The organism is Psychroserpens luteolus (assembly GCF_021032705.1).
In the GTDB taxonomy this organism is placed as follows: Bacteria; Bacteroidota; Bacteroidia; order Flavobacteriales; family Flavobacteriaceae; genus Psychroserpens; species Psychroserpens luteolus.
This window is the reverse complement of the sequence record NZ_JAHVXI010000001.1, coordinates 527,059-545,938: the sequence shown is the minus strand read 5'-3', so window position 1 is coordinate 545,938 and position 18,880 is coordinate 527,059. Positions and strand designations below refer to the sequence as shown.

The window sequence follows — 18,880 nt, the reverse complement described above, 5'->3', positions numbered from 1 at the left end:
AGTTGATGGTTTTTAGTCTAGCGTTTTAAATATCAACGCTTTAAAAGCGTTGACATAGAACATAAAGATACTTTAAAATGAGCTATTTTCTTACAAAACCGTTATTAATTTATAGTTAAAATTTATTTTAATTGACATTTTGATAATTAAGGTTTATAAAAATTGAAGAATCCGTAAAAAATAACATGAGGTTACTTTAACCTTGTAGGCTTTAGTATCTTTATACAAACTACGATAAGATGTCTACGCAGCCAAAATTGACAAGATTCAAACAAAATGTCATGTCTAAATACCAAATTTACAATAGTATTTTTATGACATTACCTTTTGATACGATTACAAAAACAGGTGTTTTGTTACCGTTATTTCATGAAACCTGTCAAAAAGGATTTAAAGCAGGAGATGATCCCACAACCATAGTAGAAACTTTTTTTAAGAAGTATCAAGCGAGACGCTCAAAACAGAGTCAGATCAATTTACTGTTTCGATTTATTCAGTATATCGAACGACAAGTAGTACTATTTGATGCTATTGAAGATGCTGCATTCCCAATTGTAAATAACATGGATGGTATTGGAACATTACGAAGTTTAAAAGAATCGGCTATTTCAGAAAACAAACTTGAAGAATTACAACGGTATCTTGAAGAATTTAAAGTTCGAATTGTACTTACTGCACATCCTACGCAATTCTATCCAGGATCTGTTTTAGGGATTATTACAGATTTAACCGAAGCGATCAAAAAAAATGATCTGCTGGTTATTAACGACTTACTCGCGCAATTAGGTAAGACACCATTTTTTAAACACAAAAAACCCACACCATATGATGAAGCAGTTAGCTTAATTTGGTATTTAGAACATGTGTTTTATTATTCCTTCGGAAGTATTTATAACTACATTCAACAAAACATTTTTGATGGACAGCATATTGATAATGACATTATAAATATTGGTTTTTGGCCTGGAGGTGATCGTGATGGTAATCCATTTGTTACTCCAGAAATCACCTTAAAAGTAGCTAGAAGATTACGTGAAACTATTTTTAAAAATTACTATCGCGATATTAGAAAATTAAAGCGAAAGCTAACCTTTAAGGGAATAGGTGAGCGCATGACTAAATTAGAAATTCAACTCTATAAAGCGTTTACGTCTTTAGAAAAAAGCGAGTTGACATTAACACATTTTAAATCAGAATTAGAGGCTATTAAATCGATGGTTATTAATGAGCATCAGTCGTTATATCTTGATGAAATTAATAGTCTTTTAAATAAAATTCAGTTGTTCGGATTTCATTTTGTAACATTAGACATCCGACAGGATAGTCGTGCTCATGCTTCGGTTTTTAATGCTATGGTCGATACATTAATTGCTTCAGGACACGCTATTTTCCCAAAGAACTATCAAGAATTATCAGAAAAAGAACAAGTGAAAGTGCTTTCGAAAATTAAAGGCAGTATAGAGCTTTCATTATTTGAAGATGAGGCTGTTTTAAAAACGTTGAAAACCATTGAGGCTATAAAAACTATCCAAGAGACCAATGGCGAACGTGCTGCGAATAGATATATTATTAGCAATAATCAAACGACACTCCATGTGATGCAATTGTTTGCTATGTTAAAGTTAGTGGCTTTTGAAAATGAGCTAACAGTTGATATAGGGCCATTATTTGAAACTATTACCGACTTAGAGAATGCACCAAAAGTAATGGAGGAGTTGTATACAAATCCAGATTATGCCAAGCATTTAAAGAAAAGAGGAAACAGGCAAACCATTATGTTGGGCTTTAGCGATGGTACCAAAGATGGTGGATACCTAATGGCTAATTGGGCAATATTTAAAGCGAAGGAGCGTCTAACTGCTGTTTCCAGAAAGTATGATGTCACTGTGATTTTCTTTGATGGTCGTGGAGGGCCTCCAGCTAGAGGAGGAGGAAAAACGCATCAATTTTATGCATCGCTAGGACCAACTATTGAAGATAAAGAAGTGCAGTTAACCATACAAGGACAAACGATTAGTTCTAATTTTGGCACACTGGATTCTTCTCAGTATAACTTAGAACAGTTGATAAGTTCTGGTATTTTAAATCATCTCAATGACACAAATACAGCGATGGCTAAACACCATACCGAAGTAATGAACGATTTGGCTAGCTTAAGTTATGAAGCCTATTCAAACTTTAAAAAACACCCCATGTTTGTACCATATTTAGAACGTATGAGTACTTTAAAATACTATGCAAAGACAAATATTGGAAGTCGACCTTCTAAACGCGGGAAATCAGATAGGCTCATTTTTGAAGACCTAAGAGCCATTCCTTTTGTAGGTAGTTGGAGTCAGCTCAAACAAAATGTTCCAGGTTTTTTTGGCGTTGGTACAGCACTTCAATACTATGAAGATAAAGGCGAATTTAAAAAAGTAAAAGACCTTTATAATAACTCAAATTTCTTTAAAACGCTTATTGAAAACAGTATGATGTCATTGTCTAAATCATTTTTTGATCTCACAAAATATATGGCAGATAACGAAGAGTTTGGTGAATTCTGGACCATTATTTTTAAGGAATATGAAACTTCTAAGCGTTTATTGCTAAAGCTTACCAATTCAAAAGAACTCATGGAAGAAGAGCCTGCTGGAAAAGCATCAATAGATATGCGTGAGGCTATTGTGTTGCCATTATTGACCATACAGCAATATGCGCTTAAAAAAATACAAGAGCTGGAAAAAGCAGAAGTTAGAGATGAAGAACAGATAGCTATTTTTGAGAAAATCGTAACACGTTCGCTCTTCGGAAATATTAATGCGAGTCGTAATTCGGCTTAAGTTGTTTTTAAAAGAAAATCTCTTGGGCTAGGCGATACGTATTGGCATGTGCTTCGACAATAGTTTTGATATCTGGACTATAACCACCTCCCATACTACACATGACAGGAATATCATGAGATTTACAAGTGTTTAAAACAAATTGATCACGTGTTTTACAGCCATTTAGAGTTAGTCCTAATTTGCCAAGCTTATCGGTTGCAATAACATCTACACCGCTGAGGTAATAAATAAAATCGGGCTGTTCTTGCTTGATTAATTTTGGAAGTATATCATATAAAATATTGAGATAGGTATCATCATCAGTATCATTCTCTAAAGCGATATCTAAATCACTCATTTCTTTTTTAAAGGGGTAATTACCTTTGCCATGCATGGAAAATGTAAAAACAGAAGTATCGTTTTGAAAGATTTCTGCCGTTCCGTTTCCCTGATGTACATCCAGATCCACTATTAAAATCTTATGTGCTAATCCTTTGCTCTGAAGATATCGTGCACCAATAGCCTGATCATTTAACAAGCAAAAGGCTTCACCACGATTGGTATAAGCATGATGTGTCCCGCCTGCAATATTCATTGCAATACCATATTCTATGGCGTATTCACTCGCTTTTATAGATCCATCTGCTATAATGACCTCACGTTCCACCAAAATAGAACTCAATGGAAATCCTATTTTACGAGCTGCTCTTTTATCTAAGGTTAGTTGCTTTAGATCTTGGTAGTAGTCTTCAGTATGTACATTTAGAATGTGAGTATCACTTGGTGTTTCTGGCTTAAAAAAATTAGCCTCGGTACAGGTGCCTTCATACAGTAATTGCTCAGGAAGCAACTCATACTTTAACATGGGAAAGCGATGTCCTTCTGGCAACGAATGTTTGTAAATAGGATGGAAAGCTATTTTAAGCATTTAAAATTTTAAAAATGTAAATATACGTCTAAGATTTATTCTATTTTTATGACAATCAAAATGAATCAAATGAAGGAAGAATTACACAAACAATCTGTAGAAATTACCGAACAGGGATCGCTCGGACTTCTAGCGCTTGGAGATTTAGGTTTAAGAGCATGGCGTCAAGTAAAAAAAGAGGCACAACTAAAACGAAAAAATGAAGAAAAAGAATAAAGTACTCTTGTTAGGTTGGGATGCTGCCGATTGGAAAATTATGGGACCTTTATTAGCAAAAGGTCAAATGCCAGCACTAAAAAAACTTATAGATAGAGGCGTTTATGGAAACATGGCTACAATGAATCCTCCATATTCTCCTATGCTGTGGTCTACTGTGGCTACGGGAAAAACACCGGATAAGCATGGTGTTTTAGGGTTTTTAGAACTTATGCCAGATATGAAAGGAGTTCACCCAGTAACTGTTAATTCGAGAAAATCAAGAGCTATATGGAATATATTACATAATCAAGGACTTAAAAGTAACTTAGTAGGTTGGTGGCCAAGCTTTCCTGCAGAGCCTATTAATGGTGTAGTTGTTACTGATCGATTTCAAAAAGTAAGTATGGATCCAAAAGCTAAAAACCCTATAGTTTCTGGTACCATACATCCCGAATCATTAGTGAAAGAGATGAGTGACTTGAGATTGTTTCCTTATGAAATAACAGAAGCTCATATATTGCCTTTCATGCCAAAAGCAAAAGAGATAGACCAGAAAAACGACAAAGGTCTGCGAGCATTTGCCAAAATTATGGCAGAGAATGTATCTATACACTCTGCAGCCACATATACCATGCAAAATTCTGAATGGGATTTTATGGCTGTTTATTACGATTTGATAGATCATTTTTGTCATGCATTCATGAAGTTTCATCCACCAAAATTAAACCCCGTCCCTCAAGATTTATATAACATATATAAAGATTGTGTGAATAGTGCCTATCGTTTTCAAGACATGATGTTAGAGCGAACCTTAGAACTTGTAAGTGAAGACACAACGATTATCATTATGTCTGATCATGGTTATGAATCTGATCACAAGCGCATTTTGGAGATGCCCAAATATCAAGCAGCTCCATCATTAGAACACCGTCAGTTTGGGATGTTTGTGGCTGCAGGTCCAAATATTAAAACAAACGAAAAAATATTTGGTTTAGGACTCATTGATGTTGCGCCAACCCTATTACATATGTTTGATTTGCCTATTGGTAAAGATATGGATGGTAAAGTCGCGCTAGATATTTTTAAGGAAACATCATCACCTAATTATATTGAGAGTTGGGAACATATAGAAGGAGATTTTGGTGAGTCAAAAAACACAGATTATAAAGATTTCTTGAATGATCAAGAAACCATGGAACAGCTTATAGATTTAGGTTATATAGATCGTCCTGATGAAAAAATTGAAAATTCAATAGTAAAGGTTAAATGTGATCTAAAACATAATTTAGCTCGAGTGTATCTTGGGAAAAAGGACTATGAAAAGGCAAAAGCTATTTTGTTGGAATTAATTGAAGAAAAAGATCCTATAGATCTTATTCCATATTATATGGATTTATTAGCGATTAGCTTTTCTGAAAGCGATTATGACAAAGCAGAGATTTACTTGAATGAATTGAGAACAAGAGATAAAAAATTTAAAATAAATACTTACTTCTCAGAGGCTAAAATTTTAATGCACAAGGGTCACATAGATAAGGCTTTAAAGCTGTTGATTGAGGCAAAGAATAAAAAACCTAATGCTCAAGTATGGTATGAAATAGGTAAAATATACCTTCAGATTGGGGACTATTCTAATGCTAAAAATGCCTTTGAAGAGAGTTTAAAATTAGAAGTCGATAATGCAAAATTTCATAATGCATTAGCCGTTACATTAATTCGTCTTGAACATTTTGAAGAAGCCGCTGAACATGCTCTAACTTCTATAGAACTGGTAAAGTACTTTCCTGAAGCACATTACACATTGGGTGAAGCCTTAGAAAAATTAGGAGACACCGAAAATGCAAAGAAAGCTTATCAAACAGCTGCTAGATTAAAGCCTAAAACACATCATCGCGCAGAAAAGGCCATAGAAAATATTGAATCGCAAAATAAGTTTGAAGACAAAATAAATTCAACCAATCATAAAGACCAAATCATTATTGTTTCTGGATTACCTAGATCAGGAACTTCCCTTATGATGCAAATGTTACATAAAGGCGGTAAAACGGTGTTAACCGATTCTAATCGGAAGGCAGATATTTCGAACCCAAAAGGTTATTTCGAATACGATCCTGTTATGGCCTTACATAAGGATAATACTTGGTTACATAAAGCACAAAATAAGTCTGTTAAAGTTGTGGCTCCTTTACTTAAGTTTTTGGATCCTCAGTATCGCTACAAAGTAATTTTTATGAATAGAGACTTACATGAAGTGGTACAATCTCAACAAAAGATGATTGGTAAGGATACAGAAACGTTGCCAATACGATTGTTTGAATCGTATAAAAAACATCTTAGTTTAGTCGAAACTTGGAAGAATAAAGAACCAGGAGTGGAACTTATATATATAGATTATAAAGATGTATTAAGTAATACTAGAGAAGTGACCTCAAAAGTATCTTCGTTTTTGGGAGAAGACCTCGACCTTGATGCTATGATTGGATGTGTAGATACATCTTTGTATAGGAATAAAGCTTAGATAAAAAAAAGGTACTGTAATTACAGTACCTTTTTTCGATTTTATCTTGTTTTATAATACTACTTTTTTTCTTATTGTTGCTTTAGAGTTCACATCAATAAGTTCAATAATATATACACCCGAAGCAACTGTGTTCGCTTCTATTACATAAGTGTTGTCTGTAACAGTTCCTTCTAAAACTTGCTTTCCAGTCATACTAAACAACTTATAGTTGGCTGTATCTGTCAAGTTATAAAGACCTATACTTTTATTTAAAGCAACTATTTTAACATCATTAAAAATAGTTGTTTCTACGCTTAAGGTTTGTTGACCTGCCAAGATACTCTGATTAGCTGTTTGGTTATATGCCATGTCTTTTATTGTCCACGCCGTAGAATTATCAGTTGGTACATCTAATCGCGCCCAACCATAGTGTGTACTTCCGCCAATATTAAAACGCAGACCAATAAAACCATCTGTAACGCCACACCAATTACCAATACTACAGCTACTGCCATAATTTAAAGATTGAAAACCACCAGAAAACCCATTATTGTTCCAGGCAGATCCACCACTTGAAATAACATCTCCAGAATTTAAAACAAAAGGATATGCATAAGTTCCGCCGCTTGTTCCTAGTACATCATTACTAGCAGTTAAGGGCGAAATTAAAATCGCTGCAGAGCTAGCTGAAGATGCATTATTATGGAAAATTCTAAAGTCGTTAGTGCCGTTATTGTCCAAGTCTAAAAAGTATTCTCCGCCAACACCACCAGAAAAATCTGGATCTATATTTGTGTAGCTTATTTGCCCACTAGCATCAGCTACACCTGCTATGGCTACAGTTAAAGCACCATACTTGGCAAGTTGTTTTGATAATTTTAAAGAAGTAGTTTTTTTCATATTGAAATACGTATTGAGTTATGAGTGACCAAAATACATTTTTTATCAATATATTCTTACTTTTTTAAAGTTAAAGTTAACAAGGATGTGTTGATAACTCGTTAACTTACAGTTCACTACTTTCTAGCGTTTTTAGTTGTGACATTTTATTGTATAATGAATTAACAATAGTGATTTTAACTTTAATCGCATAATTAATTGATTTTTAAACCGTTATTGATAACCCTATTCATCAATCACTAAATTAAACATCATGAAAAATGCGCGCTTTGCTTTTTTAATCTTAATCATTTGTAACTATTCATTTTCTCAAGAACAACAGCCTGAACCGCCTAAAGAAAATCAACTTCCAGAAAAAATTGAAGTATTCAAATTTCATCCTAACCCTGTGGAAGATGAATTGTTCGTCATAGGAACACATAAAATAAAAAGTATAGAAATCATAGACGCGCTAGGTAAGAGTGTGCTCGTACATCAATTTGATAAAAGCATCATTAGAATGAATGTCGCTGAGCTTGAAAGTGGTATTTATTTTCTAAAAGCGATAGACAAATACGATCAGCAAGCCATTAAAAAAATGGTCGTTAAATAAGGCTCTAACTTATCTGCAATCCACTATTTACCGTCGTATCAGGATTAACGAATACCAATTTTCCTTCGGGTGTTTCGGTCATTAAGATCATACCTTCACTCTCCACACCGCGTAAAGCTCTTGGTGCCAAATTCACTAAAACAGTGACTTGTTTTCCAACGACTTCTTCAGGAGTGAAACTCTCGGCGATACCAGAAACAATGGTTCTTGTATCAATACCTGTATCTACTTTTAATACCAAAAGTTTTTTAGTTTTTGGCATTTTTTCAGCTTCGAGAATAGTTCCAACTCTCATATCGAGTTTTGTAAAATCATCAAAAGTGATCGTCTCTTTTTGAGGTTCTACTTCTTTATTCGCGGCTTCGTTGGCTTTCTTACTGGCTTCTAATTTATCTAATTGTTCTTGAATGGTCTTGTCTTCAATTTTAGAAAACAACAATTCACCTTTTCCAATACGATGACCCGATGGTAATAGAATATCCTTAGTTGAAATATCGGTCCATGAATTTGAATGCGTATCTAAAATACGTTTTAATTTATTTGAGGTAAACGGTAAAAAAGGCTCACTTAAGGTGGCTAACGCACTCGCAATTTGAAGTGCTATAAACATAATTGTTTTTGTACGCGCTTCGTCAGTTTTCACCAACTTCCAAGGCTCTTCATCGGCTAAATACTTATTCCCTAAACGTGCTAGATTCATTAATTCTTGGCTCGCTTCTCTAAATCGGTAACGTTCGATAGAGCTTTCTATAACAGATGGATAGGCCTTAACAGTAGCTAAAGTTTCTGTATCAACTTCTGAAAAGTCTGAAGCTTCAGGGATCACACCATCGTAATATTTATTGGTAAGCACTACAACACGATTAATAAAATTTCCGAAGATTGCTACCAACTCATTATTATTTCTTGCTTGAAAATCTTTCCAAGTAAAATCGTTATCCTTACTCTCAGGAGCATTTGCTGTTAATGCATAACGTAATACATCTTGTTGATTTGGAAAATCCTCTAAATAATCAGGTAACCAAACCGCCCAGTTTTTTGAAGTTGATAATTTATTGCCTTCTAAGTTTAAAAACTCATTAGCAGGCACATTATCTGGCAAAATATAAGACCCTTCAGCTTTAAGCATTGATGGAAAAATAATACAGTGAAACACAATATTATCCTTACCAATAAAATGAACTAATTTAGTGTCTTTATCTTTCCAATAAGGCTCCCAGTCTTTACCTTCTTGTGCAGCCCATTCTTTAGTTGCAGAGATATAACCAATAGGTGCATCAAACCAAACATAAAGTACTTTTCCTTCACCTCCAGGCACAGGAACAGGAATTCCCCAATCTAAGTCACGTGTTACAGCTCTTGGACGCAAACCATCATCAATCCATGATTTTACTTGTCCGTAAACATTAGGTTTCCAATCTTTTTTATGGCCTTTTAAAATCCATTCTCTTAAAAAGTTTTCATGTTTATTAAGTGGTAAAAACCAGTGTTTGGTTTCTTTTAAAGTAGGAACATTTCCTGTAATTGCCGATTTAGGACCTATAAGGTCTGTAGCATTTAAACTCGAACCACAATTTTCACATTGGTCTCCGTAAGCTTCTTCATTACCACACTTTGGGCAAGTTCCGGTAACAAACCTATCGGCTAGGAACTGATTAGCTTCTTCGTCATAGAGTTGTTCTGTTACTTCCTCAACAAACTCATGTTTATCATACAGGGTTTTAAAAAACTCTGATGCTGTTTCATGATGAATTTTTGCTGAGGTTCTGGAGTAGTTGTCAAATGTAATTCCGAAGTCTACAAACGATTTTTTAATAATAGCATGATATTTATCTACAATATCCTGAGGTGTTACGCCTTCCTTTTTTGCTTTAATCGTAATAGGTACACCATGCTCATCACTTCCACAAATGAAAGCCACATCATTTCCAGTTAATCGTTTATAGCGCGCGTAAATATCTGCTGGCACATAAACACCTGCCAAGTGCCCAATATGGATTGGACCATTAGTGTAAGGTAAAGCCGCAGTAATTGTATATCGTTTAGACATTTCGAATTCGTTTTAACAAGCTACAAAAGTAAGCATTTTACAAGCGTTTTAGAAAAAAAATGTACATTTACAATATGTCTAAAATGTGTAATGTTTTACTTTTTATTTGTCTGATTTTTTTCTTCGGAAATGTAACAGCACAAGAACAATCTGAACAACAAAATCTAACTATTTTGATACAACCACCATACTTGAAAGCTGGAGATACAGTTGCTATTGTAGCACCTTCTGGCATATTAAAAAACAGAAATGATGAAGTTGAGCAAGCAACAGCCTTATTAAAAGGTTGGGGATTACAAGTTGTGGTAGGAAAGCATGTGTTTAGTAAAGATGATCATTTTGCAGGAACCGATGACGAACGTTGTGAGGATTTTCAAATGGCATTAGATGATCCAAAAATTAGTGCAATTTGGTGTGCTAGAGGAGGTTATGGAACCGTTAGAATATTAGATAAGTTAGACTATACAAAATTTAAGAAACACCCTAAATGGTTGATTGGTTATAGTGATATTACGGCATTACACAATCAATTTCACAATGAAGGATTCCAATCTATACATGCATTAATGTGTGTGAGTTTAACTAAAGATTTAGAAGAGATCAAAGAAACAGTAGATACGTTTAAAGCGACAATTTTTGGCAACCCAGTTAATTATACTTTAGAAGGGTCTAATTACAATAAAGTAGGTGAAGCAAGCGGACCTCTAGTTGGCGGAAATTTGACCATGTTGCATACCATGTTAGGCTCAAAAACGAGTATTGATGTGTCTGGTAAGATTTTATTTATTGAAGAAATAGGGGAATACAAATACCATATAGATCGTATGTTGCAAAGTTTAAAGCGCGCTGGTTATTTTAATAACTGTAAAGGTGTTATTGTAGGCGATATGAGTAAACTACGGAAAAACACGACGCTTTGGGGAACCTCAGTTGAGCAATTAGTTATTGATGCTTTAGCAGATTATGATTTTCCAATTGCGTTTAATATGCCGGCAGGTCATGAAAAGGACAATCGCGCTATGGTTTTAGGAAAAGTGATCGAATTGAAGGTTGAAAAAAGCAAAGCAACAATTACTTTTAAAGATTAGTATGGCATTTTACGACTTATCGAAAGAAGAACGGAATCTTTTAGTTGCCCAAATCAATACCGAAATTGCGAGCGATTTATCTCAAGACAAAACAGAACATATTCTTAGCTATTTTTCAGATGAAGATACCTATATACGCAAAACGGGCTATCTCGCTATAGGTAAGATCTTTTATACACAATCATCATTACAAACTAAAATCTTTTCAGTATTACACACTTTGATGCAATCTGATGATGAACTAATACGTCAAACTGTAATCAATGCTGCTGGAGAAATAGGAAAATTTCATTTTGATAAAATTCAAGATTTCATGGACATGGGTTTGTTTGATAGCCATCATCGTGTGCGTAATGCCGTAATTGGCTCTATAAAGAAAATGGGAGAGAAAAATCCTGTTCCAGTTTTAGCTTGGGCGAAACCTTATCTTAAGCATTCTGACAAAGAAATACGAAGAGAAATTTGCCATGGTATTGAACTTCGAGGACGTACACATCCACAAGATATTTTGCCATTATTAAAAGAATTAGAGTTTGACAACACACGACGTGTTTCTGATACCTTGGTGCATGTGCTTGGCCAAATTGCCTATAAGAATGGTTGCTTAAAAACAGTGGTTGCACATCTTAACACTTGGAAAAATAAAGAGCTGGTTGAAAAGGCATTAGATGAAATTGTCGATGTACATCATCGTTATAAAAAGTTTGCGGTACTAACGCAAGATGAAGCCATTGCTTATATTGATGCTAATTATAAGTCTCTTTAATTTCTTCCAAAATTTCATTTGAAATTTCATTCCCTTCTTTATCAATAGTTACAAACCAAACATTGGTCGTACAAGTTCTATTGAATACATCTGAGTTTGAGCTGCAATTTTGCTTTGTTCCTTTTATTAAATATCCAGTTTTTGTGAGTTCGGCAGTATAGCCGTATTCATTATAAAAATCACCATAGCTTTTACTCCATTGTTCTTTTCCTTTTTTATCTACTTTTATGGCATAAACATCATAATTACCATTGCCATACGAACTCGTAGAACCAATAATTAAATAGCCGCCATCACTAGTGTCAATAATGGAACTGGCTTCATCATAGCTTTTTCCACCAAACTGCTGCGACCAAATTTCATTGCCGTTTTCATAGTTTTTAGTTAATAAAATTTGAGACGACTTTCCACCTCTTGAACCAATTGTTGTGACATTAATAGATCCGTTTTTGGTTTTAATTTTTGGTTGAAATACTAAGTTCGTTTTCTTGATGAATTTGTTATTTAAGACACGATTTGTTGTGAGAAGAATAGTTGTAACTCTATTGAATTGATCGCGCTCAATTTTAAGAATGTAGTCAAAGACTAAAAGCTCATTTCTATTTAAAACTTCTAAATCTTGTGCGTCGTCCCAACCATGTAATGAAATAGACAATTTTTCATCTGTATAGTTTATAGAAAATTCAACATCTAATTCTTTGCTGTAATATTGACCTACATAGCTTTCTAAATCAGCGAGTGTCACTTCCTCTTTTGGGATTTTGCTATAAACGCTTGCTTTGCCTGTAGGATAGAATAAGATTAGTTCGTTTTTATAAAATCCTATTTTGATTTTAGAATTATAGGATATACTATATAGATTTTGCGCTTCTTTTTTAAGCTCTATAGGATTATTATTTCCATTTCTCCATGTTAGCTTTTCATCTTTTTTTTCTATTCGAATTAAATAGTTTCCTGGTGAAAGGTATTGCCCTAAGACTTCTGATGTCGCCATATTATTAGAAACATTTTTAAGACGATCATCATAAGTAAGAACCATTTCCTTTTGTGGTAAGAATAGCTTCGCAATATCATCTGCAATACCACCACTCCATAATTTACTGTTATTGCTCATTACAAAAACAGTTAACTTTTCTTCAGGAAAGCGAATGGTTTGGGAATGGTATGATCCAGTACCACCAGAGTGATGAACAGATTTATGATTCAAACGATCTTCCAATTCTAACCCAAAACCATAAGAAGTGATTTCACTATTTGGAATTGGTTTCTGGCTTTTAATGAGCAAGACATTATTATTGTAATTAGCATTTTGAATGGCTTGTTCATAAATAAGTTGATCTTTTAACGACGTGAATAGAAAACCATCACCATATAAATTCGTAATCATTGGATATTGTTGCCACACACCATCTCCCCAATCTGAATACGGTAAGGCTTGATTAGGAATCACATACATGTAATTTTTAAGAAAGGTAGTGTTCTTCATTCCTAAGTTCTTGAAGAATTTTTCTGAATAGTCATGAAATTTTTCGCCTGAAGCAACTTCAATGATTTTAGTTAACAAGGTGTACCCAGAATTACTATACATATATCTTGAGCCAGGTGCAAAGGCTAAATCTTCTTGTTTTTCTAATAACTCAATAGCATCATCATTATCTAATCCTTCCTTTCTCCACCAAGGGTCTTGTTGAATACTCATTAAATCGTAAAAATCACGTACTCCACTTGTGTGATTTAATAGGTGTCTTATTTTGATTTTATCTTTGACCGTAGGATAAAGTTTAGGAAGGTATTTTCTTATATCATCTTCTAAGCTTATTTTTTCTTCTAATGCAAGATTTAAAATCATTAAAGCAGTAAACTGTTTAGCTGTTGAAGCAATGTTTGAGCGTGAATTTGCATCAACCTTTATATTATGTTGTAGACTGGCTAGACCTTTATAACCTTCATATATAATTTTACCGTCTTTAACTACACCTACAAATAAACCAGGATCAGTATGAGATAATTTTGAATTAACTATAGAATCAATTTTTTTTAACTGATCTTGAGCATAGGTTGAAACAGAAATAAGAAAAACGAAAAGTGTGATAATTTTTTTCATGACTAAATTTTAATTTGATACAAAAGTCATGGTAAGTGCAATACGAAACGCTTCAAATCTAGATTTGAGACCTCTTTTTAAGATAATTTAACAAGATATTCTTTAGGTGAAAGAGATGTGTGTTTTTTGAACGCTCGATTAAATGTGGCTTTACTATTAAACCCACATTCTAAAGCGATACCAAGAAGTGTTTTAGTGTTTTGTTCTCCTTTTTTTAGCTGTTCAATAACTGCTTCAACTCTGTAATGATTAATAAAGTCATTAAAATTCATTTGAAAACCTGAATTAACTACAGAGGACACAACCTTGGTCGTTGTTTCTAATTTCTTAGCAACATCAGACAAAGTCAATGTAGAATTTTCATAGATTTTATCGTTATTAATTAAGGCCAATATTTTAGGTTTCCAATCTTCAATATCTTTTTCGATAGGATTGTCTGGAGTTATTGTTAATTGTTCTTTTTCCTTCGGAAAAATATCGAGACTCTCTGAATTTGAAGCAGATAATACAGAAGATTTTACAGCATTAGAAAAGCCATTAACAGAGATGTAATAAAAGACAAAAGAAAAAGAAATGTAATGCCAAAACTGACTTCCAAACTCACCCCAATCTGGATTTAGAATGAAAAATAAAACACGTAAAATTAAAATACCTAGAAAAGCGATCATGAAATTTCGTATCCATTGAAATAATATTGTATCGGCATAACTTACAGTTTCAAAAATCAACTTTTTATAATTGGCATAATATTTCAGACTCAATATTAAGTAAAAACTCATTGAGATTAAACCAGCAACCTGATACCAATTTGCTAAATCTTTGTCTCTACCGTCTGCATAAAAATAGAAGCTGTCTAAGATCAATTTGTCTGTTACAAAAACAATAAGACTATATATGAGATAAAGTAAAGCTGGTATAAAATGAATCCAATCTTTTTTTGATAATCGAAATGATTTATTTAACAGACTTTGTGTATAAAAGTATACTACAGGACCAATTAATAGGACTTGCATAAATGGCACAAAAAATAAAATTTCCCGAGTTAACTTTTCAGAATACCAATTGGCATAGCCTAACATGTAAGGTGTGATGTACATGGTATATAAAAACAATAATAAGCTCAACCATTTACTAGCTTTATTATTGTAGGCGATTCCTTTTCTTAATACTAAAAACGAAAAGACAATGCCATGAAAAAAAAAGATTAGGAGTAAAGAGCTTTTTTGACCAAAGCTAAACGGAAAATCAAATAGTGAATTGATGAAATTATGTATTTAAATTAATAATTTAAAAGTAATACAATTTTTCTATTTTAGTGATATGGCAAATCATAATGAACTAGGAAAAAGAGGTGAGCAATTGGCTGTCAATTTTTTATTGAAAAACAAGTACGAGATTCTTGCTCAAAATTATGTATTTCAAAAAGCCGAAGTAGATATTATTGCTAAAAAAGGGGATGTTCTAGCTGTTGTAGAAGTTAAAACGCGTTCTTCAAAAGATTTTGGTAACCCTCAAGTGTTTTTAAAGCCAAAGCAAATTCAACGCATAATAAAAGCTGTAGATGAATTTGTAAAATCTAATACACTTGATGTTGAGGTGCGATTTGATATTATTGCGATAGTAAAAAACGGAAAACAATTTGATATTGAGCATTTAGAAAATGCTTTTTATCATTTTTAAAAAATGATATTGAGAGATACTAGTAACAATACATAATAGCATGCATTAATCATTTTGTCTTTGGTGCTTAGAGCTAAATATCGTTTAGCTTCATCTCTTACTAGAGCAGAAGACAAACTTACTGAGATAATAATAACAGCTGAAAATATAAACCAGTACAAAGAATCTGGATACGTTAAAAAGTAACCTGTAGCGATAAATGCAAATACTAAAGCTGCAGATATTCCAAATTTAATTCGCCCTAATTTCGTGAGATTATTACGTTTCACACATTCATAAACCTTATAAAGCAGGAGCGCTAAGAGAGAGAAACCTATGATAAGAGTGTAACTCATTTGGGATTTAATAATTTAGACAATAAAAATATAGAATTTTTTTCGATGTATAAAATTTTTTTTCATCAAGATTAACATCAATATGATGTTAACGTTATAAGCGCCAAGATTATTGTATGCGTTTGAAAAAAAGAGGGAATTTTATATTTAAGTATTCTGACAAAACGATATTATTTGTGAGAAAAAACATTTAATTGTTAACATTTTATGTTTTTTGTCTAAAAAAATAATTATTAGACGACTTTTTCGTAATTTCATATGCTTAACAACCCCAAATATTTTTTAAAATGAAGCAAATTAACCTACTTAAGTATATTATTGTTTTATGTGCATTTTTTGGCTGTACAGAGAGTCAAATTAATGATGAGCAGTTGGACGTGGATTCATTAACTGCAAATTTAAACGAGCCTTGTTTTTCAACTACCTTAATTGCTGGTCAGCACCATGAAGCGGGATCAGTAACTGTAGATATAGAAGATGATAATTTAATTATCACTTATACAAGTAATGGTGAATGGGTAATTGGCACCACTCATTTAAGTATTGGTAATTGCGATGACGATTGGGCGCCTCTTACAGGATCTGGAAATCCTCAGGTTGGACAATTCGAGTATACTGAACCTTTTTCTTCTGGACCATATGAAGTGGTTTATGTCATCAGCTTAGATGGATTAGATGATAATTATTGCTTTGCTGCACACGCTGAGGTTGAAGGACCTACTGGAGGAGAAACAGCTTGGGCAGAAGGTTCTCAATTTGATGGTAATGGTTGGGCAATGTTTGTTGAGGCTACATTATCAGAATGTGAGGAGGACGATGGAAATAACACACCTTTTTAGATTTATTTATAAAAATTCATTTCATCTAAATACTCCCATACATGTTCGGGTAGCATAGGACGAACGTTTTTCCCTTCCTTTATAGATTTTCTAATAAAGGTAGAAGACAACTCCATTATAGGTGCATTGACTTTATGGATCTTTTTATGATCATCAAATTGCATATCTACAGCTCCTTCAGAAATTCTCGGATAAATATATATGTTATGATTTTCTAAAATGAGATCATAATTTTTCCACTTATGAAAACTCTTCAAGTTATCTTCTCCCATAATTAAAGCAAATTCATATTTCGGATATTTCTCTTGAAGATGCGTTAGCGTATTAATGGTGTAATTAGGCTGTGGTAGATTAAATTCAATATCACTAGGCTCTAATTTCACATAATCTTCTGTAGCGCGATATACCATTTCATAGCGTTGACGATTGTCGAGTAATGAACTTTTCTTTTTAAAAGGACTATGAGGTGTTACTACAAACCAAATTTTATCCAAATCACTATATTCTGCTAAATGATTTGCAATAGTTAAATGACCAACATGAATTGGGTTAAAGGTCCCAAAATACAAGCCTACCTTCATGACTTTTCATTGATAAAGTTTGACACTAAATCATAGGCGTTTTCAAGCGCCTTATCTAAATCTTTATTAAGAACGATCTCATCAAATAATGGTGCAGTAGCCAACTCTGCTGGAGCTTTGGCAACACGCATGCTAATTTTTGCTTCACTTTCCTCACCACGTTCTTTAAGCCTTATGATAAGCTCATTCAAGTCTGGAGGTTTTACAAAAATTGCCAATGTTTCTTCAGGAAATTTCTTTTTTATACGTAGACCACCAGATACATCAATATCAAAAATTACATGCTTACCCTTAGCCCAAATACGTTCAACTTCTGTTTTTAAAGTTCCGTAGAAATTATCTCTATAAACTTCTTCCCACTCTAAAAACTCATCAGCCTTGATTTTATTTTTAAACTCTTTTAAACTCAAAAAGTAGTAATCTTTAGCATGAATTTCTTTTCCGCGTTTTTCTCTTGAAGTCGCAGAAATTGAAAACTCTAAATTGAGTTCTTCTTGTTTTAGTAAGTGCCTCACTATTGTTGTTTTTCCAGAACCTGAAGGAGCCGAAAACACAATTAACTTTCCTTTTTTTATGGATTTTTTGTCTTTCACAAATAAGATTTAGAATGTTGCTTTTTTAAAGAACGTTCAATAATTGTTCCTTAATTTTTTCAAGTTCATCTTTCATTTGTACCACCAGTTTTTGCATTGGTGCATAATTTGATTTAGAACCTATAGTATTGATTTCTCGTCCCATTTCCTGAGAAATAAAACCAAGCTTTTTTCCGTTAGAGTCGTCAGATTTTAAAGCTTTTTGAAAATAATCTAGGTGGTTACTTAAACGTACTTTTTCTTCGGTGATATCGAATTTTTCAATGTAATAAACTAGTTCTTGTTCAAAACGATTTTCATCAACTTTTTCTTTTATTTCAGAAATCCCTTTTGTTAAACGTTCTCTTACACCTTCAATACGATCTGGATCCATAGCAATCACATCGTCGAGCAATCCTGAAATATTTTTCACGCGAGCGAGAAAATCTGCTTCAAGACTTTTACCTTCATCCAATCTGTATGTATATATTTTGTCAAGACTATTATCAATAGCTTCAGCAATTTGCTTCCATTCATCTTCATCAATTTCGTCACGTTCAGTAGTCACAGCATCTGGTAAACGAATAGCCATTTTTAAATACTCGGTGTCCTCACCTGTATTGATAACATCTTTTAATTGCTTTATATACTGTTTAACAACCGTTTGATTAATTTGAGTAGACGTTTCTTCACCAGTAATTTCCATATATAGCGAAAAATCGACCTTACCTCTTACCAATTTAGAAGCAATAAGTTTTCTTATACTTAGCTCTTTTTCACGATACATGGAAGGCATACGTGCATTTAGATCCAAGTTTTTACTGTTGAGCGACTTTATTTCAATAGATATTTTTTTGGTTGGGAGCTGTAATACAGATTTCCCATAGCCTGTCATTGATTGTATCATGAACAAATTTTAAAAGTTGAGCAAAGGTAAGGAAAA

At 33.3% G+C, this 18,880-nt stretch carries 17 protein-coding genes; 8 read left to right on the top strand and 9 right to left on the bottom strand.

The window, feature by feature from the left end:
* Positions 1–239 precede the first annotated feature (239 nt).
* Positions 240–2,822: a phosphoenolpyruvate carboxylase gene (locus KWG70_RS02395; protein WP_230934396.1), complete on the top strand. Its 2,583-nt coding sequence runs from the start codon at positions 240–242 to the stop codon at positions 2,820–2,822.
* 7 nt (positions 2,823–2,829) lie between these two features.
* On the opposite strand, the gene KWG70_RS02390 is transcribed toward KWG70_RS02395, so the two are convergent.
* Positions 2,830–3,732 carry a histone deacetylase family protein gene (locus tag KWG70_RS02390; RefSeq protein WP_230934395.1) on the bottom strand — a complete coding sequence of 301 codons (903 nt, stop codon included), beginning with the start codon at positions 3,730–3,732 and terminating at the stop codon, positions 2,830–2,832.
* A gap of 69 nt (positions 3,733–3,801) precedes the next feature.
* On the opposite strand from KWG70_RS02390, the gene KWG70_RS02385 reads away from it, so the two are divergent.
* Positions 3,802–3,948, top strand: coding sequence for a hypothetical protein (locus KWG70_RS02385; protein WP_230934394.1), 147 nt, complete (start codon positions 3,802–3,804; stop codon positions 3,946–3,948).
* Positions 3,932–6,448 (top strand): alkaline phosphatase family protein, encoded by a 2,517-nt coding sequence (locus KWG70_RS02380; RefSeq protein WP_230934393.1) that lies wholly within the window; start codon positions 3,932–3,934, stop codon positions 6,446–6,448. Before KWG70_RS02385 ends, KWG70_RS02380 begins: the two co-directional genes overlap by 17 nt.
* A 51-nt stretch (positions 6,449–6,499) precedes the next feature.
* Here KWG70_RS02380 and KWG70_RS02375 read toward each other — a convergent pair whose 3' ends face one another.
* Positions 6,500–7,330, bottom strand: a complete 831-nt coding sequence (locus KWG70_RS02375) for a T9SS type A sorting domain-containing protein (protein WP_230934392.1) — start codon at positions 7,328–7,330, stop codon at positions 6,500–6,502.
* Positions 7,331–7,583: 253 nt separating this feature from the next.
* Here KWG70_RS02375 and KWG70_RS02370 point away from each other — a divergent pair, with 253 nt between their 5' ends.
* Entirely contained in the window at positions 7,584–7,922 is a 339-nt protein-coding gene (locus KWG70_RS02370) for a T9SS type A sorting domain-containing protein (RefSeq protein ID WP_230934391.1), read from the top strand.
* Positions 7,923–7,926: 4 nt separating this feature from the next.
* On the opposite strand, the gene metG is transcribed toward KWG70_RS02370, so the two are convergent.
* Positions 7,927–9,972 (bottom strand): methionine--tRNA ligase, encoded by a 2,046-nt coding sequence (gene metG, locus KWG70_RS02365; protein WP_230934390.1) that lies wholly within the window; start codon positions 9,970–9,972, stop codon positions 7,927–7,929.
* Between the two features lie 74 nt (positions 9,973–10,046).
* Between metG and KWG70_RS02360 the strand changes: the two genes are divergently transcribed.
* Both KWG70_RS02360 and KWG70_RS02355 read left to right on the top strand, forming a co-directional pair.
* Entirely contained in the window at positions 10,047–11,060 is a 1,014-nt protein-coding gene (locus KWG70_RS02360; RefSeq protein ID WP_230934389.1) for a S66 peptidase family protein, read from the top strand.
* Between the two features lies 1 nt (position 11,061).
* Complete coding sequence (locus KWG70_RS02355; RefSeq protein ID WP_230934388.1) at positions 11,062–11,826, top strand: HEAT repeat domain-containing protein; 765 nt, start codon at positions 11,062–11,064, stop codon at positions 11,824–11,826.
* Here KWG70_RS02355 and KWG70_RS02350 read toward each other — a convergent pair.
* The gene (locus KWG70_RS02350; protein ID WP_230934387.1) at positions 11,807–13,930 is read right to left on the bottom strand and encodes a serine hydrolase domain-containing protein; all 2,124 of its coding nucleotides are present in this window, start codon (positions 13,928–13,930) and stop codon (positions 11,807–11,809) included. The two genes, KWG70_RS02355 and KWG70_RS02350, sit on opposite strands and share 20 nt — an antisense overlap.
* A gap of 77 nt (positions 13,931–14,007) precedes the next feature.
* A complete protein-coding gene (locus KWG70_RS02345) occupies positions 14,008–15,054 on the bottom strand; it encodes a helix-turn-helix domain-containing protein (protein ID WP_230934386.1) in 1,047 nt (348 codons plus the stop codon).
* A gap of 196 nt (positions 15,055–15,250) precedes the next feature.
* Here KWG70_RS02345 and KWG70_RS02340 point away from each other — a divergent pair, with 196 nt between their 5' ends.
* Positions 15,251–15,610, top strand: coding sequence for a YraN family protein (locus tag KWG70_RS02340; protein WP_230934385.1), 360 nt, complete (start codon positions 15,251–15,253; stop codon positions 15,608–15,610).
* On the opposite strand, the gene KWG70_RS02335 is transcribed toward KWG70_RS02340, so the two are convergent.
* Positions 15,607–15,945, bottom strand: a complete 339-nt coding sequence (locus KWG70_RS02335) for a hypothetical protein (RefSeq protein ID WP_230934384.1) — start codon at positions 15,943–15,945, stop codon at positions 15,607–15,609. The genes KWG70_RS02340 and KWG70_RS02335 overlap by 4 nt on opposite strands.
* A 287-nt stretch (positions 15,946–16,232) precedes the next feature.
* Between KWG70_RS02335 and KWG70_RS02330 the strand changes: the two genes are divergently transcribed.
* Positions 16,233–16,784, top strand: a complete 552-nt coding sequence (locus KWG70_RS02330) for a hypothetical protein (RefSeq protein WP_230934383.1) — start codon at positions 16,233–16,235, stop codon at positions 16,782–16,784.
* Between the two features lie 2 nt (positions 16,785–16,786).
* Here the strand turns inward: KWG70_RS02330 and nadD are convergent, their stop codons facing one another.
* The 3 genes from nadD to KWG70_RS02315 are packed head-to-tail and all read right to left on the bottom strand — an operon-like array spanning position 16,787 to position 18,844.
* The gene (gene nadD / locus KWG70_RS02325) at positions 16,787–17,365 is read right to left on the bottom strand and encodes a nicotinate (nicotinamide) nucleotide adenylyltransferase (protein WP_230934382.1); all 579 of its coding nucleotides are present in this window, start codon (positions 17,363–17,365) and stop codon (positions 16,787–16,789) included.
* Positions 17,362–17,940, bottom strand: a complete 579-nt coding sequence (gene gmk, locus KWG70_RS02320; RefSeq protein ID WP_394801625.1) for a guanylate kinase — start codon at positions 17,938–17,940, stop codon at positions 17,362–17,364. The genes nadD and gmk overlap by 4 nt, the downstream gene beginning before the upstream one ends.
* 43 nt (positions 17,941–17,983) lie before the next feature.
* Positions 17,984–18,844: a YicC/YloC family endoribonuclease gene (locus tag KWG70_RS02315; RefSeq protein WP_230934380.1), complete on the bottom strand. Its 861-nt coding sequence runs from the start codon at positions 18,842–18,844 to the stop codon at positions 17,984–17,986.
* Between the last annotated feature and the right edge of the window lie 36 nt (positions 18,845–18,880).

Coding starts and splice junctions, on each gene's coding strand:
- KWG70_RS02395 (WP_230934396.1), top strand. CDS start 240: ATGTCTACGCAGCCAAAATTGACAAGATTCAAACAAAATGTCATGTCT.
- KWG70_RS02390 (WP_230934395.1), bottom strand. CDS start 3,732: ATGCTTAAAATAGCTTTCCATCCTATTTACAAACATTCGTTGCCAGAA.
- KWG70_RS02385 (WP_230934394.1), top strand. CDS start 3,802: ATGAAGGAAGAATTACACAAACAATCTGTAGAAATTACCGAACAGGGA.
- KWG70_RS02380 (WP_230934393.1), top strand. CDS start 3,932: ATGAAGAAAAAGAATAAAGTACTCTTGTTAGGTTGGGATGCTGCCGAT.
- KWG70_RS02375 (WP_230934392.1), bottom strand. CDS start 7,330: ATGAAAAAAACTACTTCTTTAAAATTATCAAAACAACTTGCCAAGTAT.
- KWG70_RS02370 (WP_230934391.1), top strand. CDS start 7,584: ATGAAAAATGCGCGCTTTGCTTTTTTAATCTTAATCATTTGTAACTAT.
- metG (WP_230934390.1), bottom strand. CDS start 9,972: ATGTCTAAACGATATACAATTACTGCGGCTTTACCTTACACTAATGGT.
- KWG70_RS02360 (WP_230934389.1), top strand. CDS start 10,047: ATGTCTAAAATGTGTAATGTTTTACTTTTTATTTGTCTGATTTTTTTC.
- KWG70_RS02355 (WP_230934388.1), top strand. CDS start 11,062: ATGGCATTTTACGACTTATCGAAAGAAGAACGGAATCTTTTAGTTGCC.
- KWG70_RS02350 (WP_230934387.1), bottom strand. CDS start 13,930: ATGAAAAAAATTATCACACTTTTCGTTTTTCTTATTTCTGTTTCAACC.
- KWG70_RS02340 (WP_230934385.1), top strand. CDS start 15,251: ATGGCAAATCATAATGAACTAGGAAAAAGAGGTGAGCAATTGGCTGTC.
- KWG70_RS02335 (WP_230934384.1), bottom strand. CDS start 15,945: ATGAGTTACACTCTTATCATAGGTTTCTCTCTCTTAGCGCTCCTGCTT.
- KWG70_RS02330 (WP_230934383.1), top strand. CDS start 16,233: ATGAAGCAAATTAACCTACTTAAGTATATTATTGTTTTATGTGCATTT.
- nadD (WP_230934382.1), bottom strand. CDS start 17,365: ATGAAGGTAGGCTTGTATTTTGGGACCTTTAACCCAATTCATGTTGGT.
- KWG70_RS02315 (WP_230934380.1), bottom strand. CDS start 18,844: ATGATACAATCAATGACAGGCTATGGGAAATCTGTATTACAGCTCCCA.